We start from the raw sequence: 11,371 nt of genomic DNA, 5'->3' as shown, positions 1-11,371 counted from the left end.
CGGGGGCGGGGCTGCGGGGCTGGGGGTGTCCGGACGTAAAGCGCAGCAGTCCGGACACCCCCAGCCCCGCAGCCCCGCCACCGCACCCAACAGCCCCGCGCAGCGGACAACGCCCAAGCGCCGCAGGCGCAAAGACAGCAACCCCTACGGCGGGGAAGCCAACAACGTGGGAAGCAAAACCAGACGGCAGGCGCGAAAGGCAGCAGCCCCCACGACGGATCAGCCAAAAACGTGCGAAACGGAATAAATGCATAGGCCGGCCAAGGCACCCACGACCGTGCCGTTGATGCGGATGAACTGGAGGTCGCGGCCGATGTGGGCCTCGATCTTGCGGGAGGTGTGCTCGGCGTCCCAGCCGGCGACGGTGTCGGTGATCAGGGCGGTGATCTCGCTCTGGTACGTCGTGACCACGTAGACCGCGGCGCCCTCCAGCCAGCCGTCGACCTTGCCGCGCATCCGCGCGTCGGTGGCCAGCCGCCCGCCCAGGGACAGCAGCGCCGACCGGACCCGCAGCCGCAGTTCGCTGCGCTCGTCCTCGGCGGCGGCCACGATCATCGCGCGGACCGCGCCCCAGGTGGAGGCGATCAGGTCCTGCACCTCGCCGCGGCCCAGCACCTCGGACTTGAGCCGCTCGACCTTCTCGCGGGTGGCCGGGTCGGACCGGAGGTCGTCGGCGAAGTCGGTCAGGAAGCGGTTCACCGCGCCGCGCGCCGGGTGCTCGGGCATGTCCCGCATCTCGCTGACGAACCGCAGCAGCTCCTTGTAGACCCGGTCGCCCACCTTGCGGTCGACGAACCGCGGGGTCCATCCGGGGGCGCCGCCGGAGACCGCGGCCATGACGGAGTCGCCGTGGTCGACCAGCCAGTCGTGGGCGCGGGCGCAGACCAGGTCCACCACCCGGGTGTGGCCGCCCTCGGCGACGATCTTCTCCAGCAGGGCGCCGAGGCCGGGCGCGATCTCCACCGCGTCGGCGCGGCGGGTGACGGCCTCACCGACCACCGCCTGGACGTCGGAGTCGCGCAGCACGGTCAGCGCACCGCGCAGCGCGGTGGACAGCTCGGCGGTGACCCGGTCGGCGTTGTGCGGCTCGGCGAGCCAGCCGCCGAGCCGGGCGCCGACGCCGACCGAGCGCAGCCGGCGGCGGACCACCTCGCCGGAGAGGAAGTTCTCCCCCACGAAGTCGCCCAGGCTCTGCCCGAGCTGGTCCTTCTTGGAGGGAATGATCGCGGTGTGCGGGATCGGCAGGCCCAGGGGGCGTTTGAACAGGGCGGTGACCGCGAACCAGTCGGCCAGCGCACCGACCATGCCTGCCTCGGCGGCCGCCGCGACGAAGCCGGTCCAGCCGCCGGCGCCGGCCGAGCCGGCCCACTTCGCCAGCACGTAGACCACGGCGACGGCCAGCAGCAGGCCGGTCGCCAGCGCCTTCATCCGGCGGACGCCGCGCCGCTTCTCCGCGTCGGCGGCGCTGTCGCCGAAGCCGCCGCGCGCCGTCCGGCCGCCCGGGGCGCCGCCGGCGGGCACCGGCGCCGCGGCCGGTGTCCCCTCCGCCTTGGTGTCTTCCATCCGCTCCACCACTCCCACCGTGTCCCCCGCCTTCCGTACGCCGTCCGGTCCGTACCGCGCGGGCCGTCCTTACCGGCCCGTGCAGTACGGACCGGACGGGCCGTCCCGTGGTTGCCGGGATCCGTCCTTACCGGCCATACGCCCGTATGTGTCCCACAGTGCCCTACTCCTGGAACGGGCAACGAGTTCCCGGCGTCCGGGGCGGCGGGCGGCCCCCGGGTGGTCCGTGGGATCATGGGTCCCGGCCGGACCGCGGACGGCGCCGCTGCTCATCGGGTGTCCGCGCCCGGACCGCGGCGGCCCGGGCGTCCGCGTACCGCCGCCCCTGATTCCGCCCGGAGCGCGCAGCTCCGCCGAGCCCTCGGGAGACGCCCCCGGCATGACCAGACGTGTGGGATACGCCCTGCTCGCCGGCCTGGCGGCAGTGGTGGTGCTGATCTCGGCCGCGATATTCGTCGGCTTCGGCGGTTCCCGCGGCCCCCTGGGCAACGCGCTCCACGAACCGCGCCCCTCGGCCGCGCCGGCCGCCTCCGGCCAGTGGGTCGGCACCTGGTCGGCGGCCGTGGCCTCCGCCGAGCCCGGCACCCAGGACGGCTACGCGGGCATGTCGATCCGTAACGTCGTGCACTCCAGCATCGGCGGCTCCAGCGCCCGCATCCGGCTCTCCAACCTCTACGGCACCCGCCCGCTGGCGCTCAGCCACGCCTCGCTGGCGCTGTCGGCGGGCAGCGGCAGCCCGATCGCCATGGCCGGCTCCATGCGCCGGGTCACCTTCGGCGGCAAGCCCTCGGTGACGATCCCGGCGGGCGGCGAGATCCTCAGCGACCCGGTCCGCCTGACCGTCCCCGGCAACGCCGACCTGCTGGTCACGACGTACTCCCCGACCCCCTCGGGCCCGACCACCTACCACCCCTACGCCCGCCAGACCTCCTATCTGGCGCGCGGCGACCGCACCGAGGACGCCACCGGCACCGCCTACACCGAGCAGAGCCCGTACTGGCGCTATCTGACCGGGGTGGACGTGTGGAGCACACAGGTGCACGGCGCGGTGGTGGCGATCGGCGACTCGATCACCGACGGGATCACCTCGACCCCGGGCGCCAACCACCGCTGGACCGACTTCCTCGCCGCCCGGCTGCGCGACGAGGAGGGCGCGCCCCGCTACGGGGTGCTGAACGCCGGCATCAGCGGCAACCGCCTGCTGACCGACAGCAACCCGCTCTTCCCCACCAACGGGCCCAGCATGCTCTCCCGCCTGGACCGCGATGCGCTGTCCCGTGCGGGGGTGAAAGCGGTGGTGGTCGAGATCGGCGTGAACGACCTGCTCAAGTCCCCGCGCCAGATGGACGCGCAGAAGATCGTGGCGGGCATGCGGGACGTGGTGGAGCGGGCGCACACCCGCGGGCTGCGGGTCACCGGCAGCACCGTCATGCCGTTCGGCGGGCACCGCGGCTACTCCCGCCGGCTCAACGAGGTACGCGAACAGGTCAACCGCATGATCCGCTCCGGCACCGTCTACGACGAGGTCGTCGACTTCGACCAGGCGCTGCGCGATCCGGCGCATCCGCAGCGGCTGCTGCCGGCGTACGACTCCGGCGACCATCTGCACCCCAGCGACGCCGGCTACCGCGCGATGGCCGACGCGGTGAACGTCGACCATCTGCGGCAGGCCGCGCCCGCCGCGCTCTGAGGGCGGCGGGCGCCGGTTCAGTCCAGCTCCCGCCGCTCCCGGCGCTCCGCGCGCAGCCGCCGCCGCTCCTCCTTGCGCTCGGCCTTCAGGCGCAGCCGCTCCGCCTTGGGGAGCTTGCGCTCCACGCCGACCCCGCCCATCAGGGCCACGCCGCTGACGATCACCCGGGGCGCGCCGGGGTCGCCCGGCGTGCCGTCCTCACGGGTGTCGAAGCCGCCCATGATGCCCATGCCCCGGGACTCGACCTCGACGCCCGGCGGCACGATGACGTTGACGCCGCCCATCAGCGTCCAGACGCTGATCTCGACCTCCGGCGCGGCGAACTCGGCCTCGCGCAGGTCGATTTCGGCGCCGCCCATGAGGCAGAACGCGTTGAACCGGCGGCCGATCGTCCACCGGCCCTTGCGCTCGAAGCCGCCCAGGATCGCGATGCCGGAGGTGGCACCGGTGGCGTCCGGGCGGATCCGCTCGGCCCAGGAGGCGACCTCACCGGCGGGCGCGGGCTCCTTGCGGAGCGACAGCGGGGCCGGGGCGGACGCGGGGGCCTGCGCCGCGACCGGCAGGTCGACGGTGACCCGCTCCAACTCCCCGTAGGTGCGCGCCTGGTAGGTGGCATCCAGCCGCTCGTCGAACTCGGCCATGTCCAGCCGCCCCTCGGCGAGGGCGTCGCGCAGGATCTCGGCGACCCGCTCACGGTCGGCGTCGGAGGCCCGCAGCTGAGGGAGCCGTTCGTCATTCATACGGACAGACTAGGGCGCACCCTCAGGGTTCCGTCTCCGCCCGTAGGACGGGACTTGGCCCACGGCCCCCTAGGGTGCGGCCGGGACCTCGTCGCCTGGCTCGTGGCGGGCGACGGTGCCGCCGCCCGCGTACAGCTCGGCGATCAGGGACTCGATGTCCGGTTCGCGGACCGAGAGGTCCACCAGCGGGTAGCGCGCGGCGATCTCCGTGACCAGCGGTGCCGCGCTCCGCGTCGCGGGGAAGACCAGCCACTGCCGGGGGCCCTCCACCCGCACCGTGCGGGCCCCGGGGACGCCGTCGATGGGCGGGAGTTCCCGTTCCAGGTGCACCACCAGCGTGCGTTCGCCGTCGGCGGCCGCGCGCAGCCCGTCCAGGTCCCCGTCGAAGACCAGGTGGCCGTGGTCGATGACCATGACCCGGCGGCACAGTTGCTCGATGTCGGTGAGGTCGTGGGTGGTCAGCAGGACGGTGGTGCCGCGTTCGGCGTTGACCTCGCGCAGGAACGCGCGGACCCTGGCCTTGCTGACGACGTCCAGGCCGATGGTGGGCTCGTCGAGGTAGAGGACCTCGGGGTCGTGCAGCAGCGCCGCCGCGATGTCGCCGCGCATCCGCTGGCCCAGCGAGAGTTGGCGGACCGGGACGTCCAGCAGCGGGGCCAGGTCGAGGAGTTCGACGCAGCGCGCCAGATTGGTGCGGAAGACGGCGGAGGGGACCCGGTACATCCGGCGCACCAGTTCGTAGGAGTCCTTCAGGGGCAGGTCCCACCACAGGGTGGTGCGCTGGCCGAAGACCACGCCGATGCGGCGGGCGAGGCGGGTGCGCTCTTTGGAAGGGTCGATGCCGGCGACCCGCAGCCGGCCGCCGCTGGGCACCAGGATGCCGGTCAGCATCTTGATGGTGGTGGACTTCCCGGCGCCGTTGGGGCCGATGTAGCCGACCATCTCGCCGCGCGGCACCTGGAAGGTGAGGCCGTCGACGGCCCGCACCTCGTGCCGGGTCCGGCGCAGCCGGCCCGCCCGGCGGCGGACGGTGAAGACCTTCTCGACGTCCACCAGCTCGATCAGCGGGTCCGCGCCCGTCTCCACCGTGCCCATATCACGCAACTCCCTGTCGTATCACGCCGGTTGGGGTGGGTCAGCTGCCGGTGCTGCGGTAGGCGCGGACGCCGTGCCGCCAGGCCAGCGCGGCGCCGGCGACCATCAGCGCGGCCACCGCGGGCCCCAGGAAGGCGGTCCAGCCCGGCAGTCCGAGGGGGTAGGGGCGGCCCAGCAGCCACAGTGCGGGCAGCCAGTTCACGAAGGCCAGCGGGACGATGAAGGTGACCCCGCGGACCAGGTCCCGGGCGAACACCGTCGGCGGGTACTGGAGCAGGGTGTTGCCGCCGTAGGTGAGGGAGTTCTGGAGCTCGGCGGCGTCCTGCGCCCAGAACTGGAAGGCCGCGCCGGCGGTGTAGACCGCGCCGAAGATCGCCGTGCCGCACACCGTCATCAGCGGCACCATCAGGATCCGGCCGGGGGTCCACACCACGTCGAGCTGGGCGGTCGACCACAGCAGCACCAGCAGCCCCTGGCCGGTGCGGCCCAGGCGGCGCAGCGCGAAGCGGTCGGCGGTGATCTGGGCGTAGACCGGGGCGGGGCGCAGCAGCAGGGTGTCGAGGGTGCCGTCGCGGATCCGGGCGCCGAGCCGGCCGAGGGTGCCGACCAGCAGGTCCGCCAGGCCCAGCGCCAGGCTGCAGGTGCCGTAGAGGAAGGCGACCTCGGGGAGGGTGAAGCCGCCGAGCGCGTGGACGCGGGAGAACATCAGCCGGATCGTGACGAAGTCCAGCCCGCTGGCAGCGAAGTTGCCGAACGTCATCAGGACGAACGAGGTCCGGTAGGCGAGCGTGGAGCGCACCCACATCCAGGCGATCAGCCCGTATACGCGCAGCCCGTGCCCGAGGGCGCTCAGCCGGCTCTCGGGCGCGCCGAGGCCCGGGAGGGAAGGGGGCCTAGCCACCCTGGACCACCACCTTGTGGGTGGCGGCCGACTGCACCAGGCACCCCAGCGCCAGCAGTGCCACCGCCCAGACCGCCTGGAACGCCAGCCCGCGCAGCAGCGCCCCGCCGGTCCGGGCGCCGATCAGGATGTCGGCCGGCACCTGGAGCAGCGCCGCCCACGGCAGGAGTTGGGCGAGGTCGGCGAGGTGGCCGGGGAAGACCCGCAGCGGCAGCACCATCCCGGAGAAGAACATGCACGACAGCCCGCTGACCATGGCCACTCCGGAGCTGTCCAGCAGCCAGAACGCCGACAGCGCGACGAGGTAGCGCAGCGCGAAGCTGACGACCACCCCGAGCAGCGCCGACAGCACGAACAGGCCCCAGGTCAGCGGGCTGCCGGGGAGTGCCAGCGGGAACGCCAGGGCGCCCACCGCCACCGGCACCACCCCGCGGCCGATCAGTTGGAACCCGGCCCGGCCCAGGTCCGCGGCGAGCCACCACAGTTGGAGGTCGGCCGGCCGGTAGAGGTCCACCGCGACGTCGCCGCTGCGGATCCGCTCCTGGAGCTCGTCCAGGCCGCCGGTGGCGATCAGCGCGACGGTCAGCAGGGCCTGCCCGGCCCAGGCGAAGGTCAGTGCCTGGGCCGGACCGTAGCCGCCCAGGTGCGGCCGCTGGTCCCACAGGGCGAGGTAGGTGTAGGCGATGATGAAGCCGAAGACGGTGTTGGTGACGAGGCCCGCCGCGGTGGCCGCGCGGTAGGTGGCGTACCGCCGGAAGCTGCCGGCCGCCACGGCTGCGTACAACACGCCGCGCCCTCCCCGTCCCTGGTCGGTCCCGTCCGGGGAACTCGCGGACGGGCCACCGGAGCCTAGGGCGTGCCTGAGCGGGGCACCATCGTTTTATCCCTCGTTCGAGTGAGGCAGGGGCGCCATTCAGTTGGTCACCGGGCGGGCACAGGTGCGTTCCACCTGCGGTGACCGGGATAGATGATGCGAAAGTTGCCTACCGGGTGTCAGTTGCCTTTCCCGGAATGGCTCGTGAACCACCGCATACCACTCCGCACGATCCGCATCCTCCGGTACGACACCGGTCCTGACACGAGACCGCTTCGCCACGGCACGGCCTCCGGCGGCGGCCGAGGAGTCACACAGACATGAGCGACGATGCGCGGCACGACGACCCCGACGGCGGCATCGACGAGGCGGCCGCCACCCGCCCCCGGCGCACCGGCTGGCGCCGGCTGCTGCCCACCTGGCGGATGGTGGTGGGGTCGGTCCTGCTCTTCCTGCTGGTGGTCGTGGGCGGGCTGATCGCCGGCTACCTCCTCGTCGGCATCCCGCCCGCCAACAGCGCCGCGAAGGCGCAGAGCAACGTCTACCTCTACTCCGACGGCACGGAACTGGCCCGCGACGGCGACGTCAACCGCGAGAACGTGCCGCTCGGCCACGTCCCCAAGACCGTCCAGCGGGCCGTACTGGCCGCCGAGGACCGGGACTTCTACACCGAGTCCGCGGTCGACCCGGCCGCGATGGTGCGGGCCGCCTGGAACACCCTCACCGGCAAGGGCCGGCAGTCCGGCTCCACCATCACCCAGCAGTACGTCAAGAACTACTACCTCGGCCAGGAGCAGACCCTCACCCGCAAGGCCAAGGAGTTCTTCATCGCCCTCAAGCTGGACCGCGAGGCGAGCAAGGACGCCATCTTGGAGGGCTACCTCAACACCAGCTACTACGGCCGCAACGCCTACGGCATCCAGGCCGCCGCCCAGGCGTACTACGGCAAGAACGTCGACGCGCTGACCACCGCCGAGGGCGCCTACCTCGCCGCGCTCCTCAACGCCCCCAGCGCCTACGACATCACCACCCACCCCGAGAACCGGCCGCGGGTGGTGGCGCGGTGGAACTACGTGCTGGACGGCATGGTCAAGCAGAAGTGGCTCGCCCACGCCGAGCGCACCGGGGCGGTCTTCCCCACCTTCACCAAGGCCCGCACCTCCGCCGGCCTCTCCGGCCAGCGCGGCTATCTCGTCGAGGCGGTCCGGGACTACCTCACCGACCACAACGTCCTCGACGAGAACACCCTGCGCTCCGGGGGCTACCGCATCACCACCACCATCGACCGCAGGCGTCAGAACGCCTTCGTCAAGGCCGTCCGCACCCGGCTGATGGACCGGCTCAGCGACCGCCGCCGGGTCGACGACTACGTCCGGGCAGGCGGCGCCTCCATCGACCCGACGACCGGCCGCGTGGTCGCCCTCTACGGCGGCGTCGACTACGCCAAGCAGTACGTCAACGGCGCCACCCGCCACGACTACCAGGTCGGCTCCACCTTCAAGCCGATCGTCCTAGCCGCCGCCGTCCACAACAGCTCCGTCACCCAGGACGGCTCGCCGATCACGCCCAACACCGTCTACGACGGCACCGACAAGCGGATGACGGTCAACCACGGCCGCCCCACCGGCTTCGCCCCCGGCAACGAGGACGGCCGCTCCTACGGCCCGATCACCGTCACCGAGGCCACCGACAAGTCCGTCAACGCGGTCTACGCCCAGATGGGCATCGACGTCGGCCCGGACACCGTCCGCCGGACCGCGGTCGCCCTCGGCATCCCCGCCGGGACCCCCAGCCTCGCCGCCTCCCAGGGCGCCATCTCACTGGGCACCGCGACCCCCAGCGTGCTGGACATGGCGCAGGTCTACGCGACCCTCGCGCACCACGGCCGGCACCTCCCGTACACGCTGGTCGACAAGATCACCAAGGCCGAGGACGGCGTCGAGCTGCCGGAGCGCGAGGAGACCGCCGCCGTCGGACGGGCCGCCGCCGACACCACCACGCAGGTCCTGCGCAGCGTCGTCGACGGCGGCACCGGCACCGCCGCGCAGGGCGCCGGCCGCCCGGCCGCCGGCAAGACCGGCACCGCGGAGGACGACAAGGCCGCCTGGTTCGCCGGCTACACCCCGGACCTGGCCACCGTCGTCGCCGTCCTGGGCCAGCACCCGAAGACCGCCGCCCAGGAACCGCTCTACGGCGCGGCCGGGACGGCCCGCGTCAACGGCGCCGACTTCCCCGCCCAGATCTGGGCCGACTACACCGCCGCGGCGCTGCGCGGCCGGCCCGTCCACGACTTCGACCTCCGGCTCCAGGCCGGTGCCGAGGCCGGCGCCTCCGCCTCGCCGTCCACCAGCGACTCGGCGTCGCCGAGCGAGGCGGGCTCGCCGAGCACCGGCCCGTCCGACAGCGCCGCCCCGACCGCCACCGAGCCGACCGGGGCCGGCGCCCCCGCCGGGCCGACCGGTGAACCGACCCTCCCGCCGCTCCCGCCCGGGCAGCCGGCGACCGCCGAGCCCACCGAGCAGATGGAGACCGCGGGCCCGGCCTACCCCGAGGAGTGGGAACCGCCCTGGGCCTACGGCTGACGCCCGTGCCGCGCGTCCGGACTCAGTGCCCCGACGTCGCCTTCAGGCCCACCACGGCCACCAGCAGCAGGCAGATGAAGAAGATCCGCGCGGCGGTCATCGGCTCACCGAGGACCAGCATGCCGACCACCGCCGCGCCGGCCGCGCCGATGCCGACCCAGACGCCGTAGGCGGTCCCGATCGGCAGGCTCCGGGCCGCGTAGGAGAGCAGCAGCATGCTGACGACGATGCCCGCGCCGGTGGCGACGCTCGGCCACAGCCGCGTGAACCCGTCGGTGAACTTCATCCCGACCGACCAGCCGACCTCCAGCAGGCCGGCGACGACAAGCAGGACCCATGCCATGACGGCACCTCCGTGAAAGAGCTTCAACAGGGGTGCGTCGTCTTGTCCTGACCCGGTACGGCGCGTCTCGTCGGGGTGCTCCTGAGGCTAGCAAAAGGCTCCCCCGCAGGTGGTGACGTCGATCACCACCTGCGGGGGAGCCGGTGTGCGCTACAGGTACAGGCCGGTCGCGTCCTCCGCGCCCTCCAGGCGCTCCGCGGCCACCGCGTGCAGATCGCGCTCGCGCATCAGCACGTACGCCACCCCGCGCACCTCGACCTCGGCCCGGTCCTCCGGGTCGTACAGCACCCGGTCGCCCACCTCGACGGTCCGTACGTTCTGCCCCACCGCGACCACCTCGGCCCAGGCCAGGCGACGGCCGACCGCCGCGGTCGCGGGAATGACGATGCCCCCGGACGAGCGGCGCTCGCCCTCGGGGATGTCCGTCCGGACCAGCACGCGGTCGTGCAGCATCCGGATCGGCAGCTTGTCGTGGGTGTCCTTGGTGTTATTCGGGCTCACGGCATGACCGTACCTGCACAGCGGTGGCGCTCCCGCACCGCGGGCCGCCTCCGGTGGGCCGGACGGCCGCGGCGGGGCGGCTACTTGTGCCGCTTCCTGGAACCCAGCACGACCAGACCGACCACGGCCGCGCCGATCATGGCCACCGGAACGATCCGCTCCAGCCGGGGCGCACCGTCCTCGGACACCAACTGGGCGCGCACGTCCGAGACCAGGCGGTTGACGGCGACGTAGGCCCGGCCCGCGGTGCGGTCCACCGCCGCGGAGGCCTTCGCCCTGGCGTCGTCCACCATCGTCTTCGGGTGCAGCCGAACGCCGATCTCGTCGAGCGTCACGGCGAGATCCTGCCGCCTGCGGACGATATCCGCCTCGATCTGCGCAGGGGTCCTGGCTTCCGACACCGCGCCGCCTCCGTCATCTCGTGCCGATGTGTACGAGGGCCGGACACGTTCCTCATCTGCCCCTGTACGGAACCGGCCACCTCGATCATGTGCCGATTCTTAGAGGACAGTCTGTCAGCTCGCGCCCGAGCGCGCCCCACAGCACCCCCGTTTCGCGGCCCCGCCGGCGACCGGCGCGGCCCGGGGCGCCCCACTGGCCTAGTGTCGGGGGCGTACCACCGACCCGATCAGCCAGCCCGCAAGGAGACGGAGACCCACCATGAGCGAGCGACTCCAGCCCGGCGACACCGCGCCCGCCTTCACGCTCCCCGACGCCGACGGCAAGCAGGTCTCGCTCGCCGACCACAAGGGACGCAAGGTCATCGTCTACTTCTACCCGGCCGCGCTGACCCCCGGCTGCACCAAGCAGGCCTGCGACTTCACCGACAACCTCGACTTCCTCGCCGGCCACGGCTACGACGTCATCGGCATCTCCCCCGACAAGCCGGAGAAGCTCGCGAAGTTCCGCGAGAAGGAGGACCTGAAGGTCACCCTGCTCGGCGACCCGGACAAGGAGACCCTCACCGCCTACGGGGCCTTCGGCGAGAAGAAGCTCTACGGCAAGACGGTCACCGGGGTGATCCGCTCCACCGTCGTCGTCGACGAGGACGGCAAGGTCGAGCGGGCGCTCTACAACGTCAAGGCCACCGGCCACGTCGCCAAGATCATCAAGGATCTGGGGCTGTAACGGCCCGCCCGCCG

At 72.8% G+C, this 11,371-nt stretch carries 11 protein-coding genes and 1 riboswitch; of the genes, 3 read left to right on the top strand and 8 right to left on the bottom strand.

Translation table 11 applies throughout. The annotated features are described in order from the left end of the window. Nucleotides 1-219: 219 nt before the first annotated feature. A complete protein-coding gene (locus ACIQE0_RS32830) occupies nucleotides 220-1,563 on the bottom strand; it encodes a DUF445 domain-containing protein (protein ID WP_402338845.1) in 1,344 nt (447 codons plus the stop codon). A gap of 379 nt (nucleotides 1,564-1,942) precedes the next feature. Here ACIQE0_RS32830 and ACIQE0_RS32825 point away from each other — a divergent pair, with 379 nt between their 5' ends. Further along, on the top strand, nucleotides 1,943-3,253 hold the full coding sequence (locus ACIQE0_RS32825; protein ID WP_402338843.1) for an SGNH/GDSL hydrolase family protein: 1,311 nt from the start codon (nucleotides 1,943-1,945) through the stop codon (nucleotides 3,251-3,253). A gap of 17 nt (nucleotides 3,254-3,270) precedes the next feature. On the opposite strand, the gene ACIQE0_RS32820 is transcribed toward ACIQE0_RS32825, so the two are convergent. The 4 genes from ACIQE0_RS32820 to ACIQE0_RS32805 form a co-directional block, all read right to left on the bottom strand. Further along, a complete protein-coding gene (locus ACIQE0_RS32820; protein WP_402338841.1) occupies nucleotides 3,271-3,993 on the bottom strand; it encodes a DUF1707 domain-containing protein in 723 nt (240 codons plus the stop codon). A 69-nt stretch (nucleotides 3,994-4,062) separates the two neighbouring features. Beyond that, nucleotides 4,063-5,088 carry an ATP-binding cassette domain-containing protein gene (locus ACIQE0_RS32815; RefSeq protein ID WP_402338839.1) on the bottom strand — a complete coding sequence of 342 codons (1,026 nt, stop codon included), beginning with the start codon at nucleotides 5,086-5,088 and terminating at the stop codon, nucleotides 4,063-4,065. Nucleotides 5,089-5,128: 40 nt separating this feature from the next. Continuing rightward, the gene (locus tag ACIQE0_RS32810; RefSeq protein WP_402338852.1) at nucleotides 5,129-5,893 is read right to left on the bottom strand and encodes an ABC transporter permease; all 765 of its coding nucleotides are present in this window, start codon (nucleotides 5,891-5,893) and stop codon (nucleotides 5,129-5,131) included. A gap of 88 nt (nucleotides 5,894-5,981) precedes the next feature. Further along, nucleotides 5,982-6,776: an ABC transporter permease gene (locus tag ACIQE0_RS32805; protein WP_402338837.1), complete on the bottom strand. Its 795-nt coding sequence runs from the start codon at nucleotides 6,774-6,776 to the stop codon at nucleotides 5,982-5,984. A 347-nt stretch (nucleotides 6,777-7,123) separates the two neighbouring features. Here ACIQE0_RS32805 and ACIQE0_RS32800 point away from each other — a divergent pair, with 347 nt between their 5' ends. After that, complete coding sequence (locus tag ACIQE0_RS32800) at nucleotides 7,124-9,385, top strand: transglycosylase domain-containing protein (protein ID WP_402338835.1); 2,262 nt, start codon at nucleotides 7,124-7,126, stop codon at nucleotides 9,383-9,385. 22 nt (nucleotides 9,386-9,407) lie between these two features. Here the strand turns inward: ACIQE0_RS32800 and ACIQE0_RS32795 are convergent, their stop codons facing one another. From ACIQE0_RS32795 to ACIQE0_RS32785, 3 genes are all read right to left on the bottom strand, one after another. Then, nucleotides 9,408-9,728 (bottom strand): multidrug efflux SMR transporter, encoded by a 321-nt coding sequence (locus tag ACIQE0_RS32795; RefSeq protein ID WP_366332736.1) that lies wholly within the window; start codon nucleotides 9,726-9,728, stop codon nucleotides 9,408-9,410. 31 nt (nucleotides 9,729-9,759) lie between these two features. Next, nucleotides 9,760-9,830, bottom strand: a riboswitch (guanidine-III (ykkC-III) riboswitch). Nucleotides 9,831-9,878: 48 nt separating this feature from the next. Next, the gene (locus ACIQE0_RS32790; protein WP_048828920.1) at nucleotides 9,879-10,181 is read right to left on the bottom strand and encodes a co-chaperone GroES; all 303 of its coding nucleotides are present in this window, start codon (nucleotides 10,179-10,181) and stop codon (nucleotides 9,879-9,881) included. A 128-nt stretch (nucleotides 10,182-10,309) separates the two neighbouring features. Continuing rightward, nucleotides 10,310-10,630 (bottom strand): DUF3618 domain-containing protein, encoded by a 321-nt coding sequence (locus ACIQE0_RS32785; RefSeq protein WP_366332734.1) that lies wholly within the window; start codon nucleotides 10,628-10,630, stop codon nucleotides 10,310-10,312. A gap of 259 nt (nucleotides 10,631-10,889) precedes the next feature. Between ACIQE0_RS32785 and bcp the strand changes: the two genes are divergently transcribed. Further along, a complete protein-coding gene (gene bcp / locus ACIQE0_RS32780; RefSeq protein ID WP_384105400.1) occupies nucleotides 10,890-11,357 on the top strand; it encodes a thioredoxin-dependent thiol peroxidase in 468 nt (155 codons plus the stop codon). Nucleotides 11,358-11,371: the final 14 nt, after the last annotated feature.

Origin of the sequence: Streptomyces sp. NPDC093097 (genome assembly GCF_044754325.1) — a bacterium.
In the GTDB taxonomy this organism is placed as follows: Bacteria; Actinomycetota; Actinomycetes; order Streptomycetales; family Streptomycetaceae; genus Streptomyces.
This window is presented reverse-complemented; position numbering and strand designations above follow the sequence as displayed.

Coding starts and splice junctions, on each gene's coding strand:
- ACIQE0_RS32830 (WP_402338845.1), bottom strand. CDS start 1,563: ATGGAAGACACCAAGGCGGAGGGGACACCGGCCGCGGCGCCGGTGCCC.
- ACIQE0_RS32825 (WP_402338843.1), top strand. CDS start 1,943: ATGACCAGACGTGTGGGATACGCCCTGCTCGCCGGCCTGGCGGCAGTG.
- ACIQE0_RS32820 (WP_402338841.1), bottom strand. CDS start 3,993: ATGAATGACGAACGGCTCCCTCAGCTGCGGGCCTCCGACGCCGACCGT.
- ACIQE0_RS32815 (WP_402338839.1), bottom strand. CDS start 5,088: ATGGGCACGGTGGAGACGGGCGCGGACCCGCTGATCGAGCTGGTGGAC.
- ACIQE0_RS32810 (WP_402338852.1), bottom strand. CDS start 5,893: ATGTGGGTGCGCTCCACGCTCGCCTACCGGACCTCGTTCGTCCTGATG.
- ACIQE0_RS32800 (WP_402338835.1), top strand. CDS start 7,124: ATGAGCGACGATGCGCGGCACGACGACCCCGACGGCGGCATCGACGAG.
- ACIQE0_RS32795 (WP_366332736.1), bottom strand. CDS start 9,728: ATGGCATGGGTCCTGCTTGTCGTCGCCGGCCTGCTGGAGGTCGGCTGG.
- ACIQE0_RS32790 (WP_048828920.1), bottom strand. CDS start 10,181: ATGCTGCACGACCGCGTGCTGGTCCGGACGGACATCCCCGAGGGCGAG.
- bcp (WP_384105400.1), top strand. CDS start 10,890: ATGAGCGAGCGACTCCAGCCCGGCGACACCGCGCCCGCCTTCACGCTC.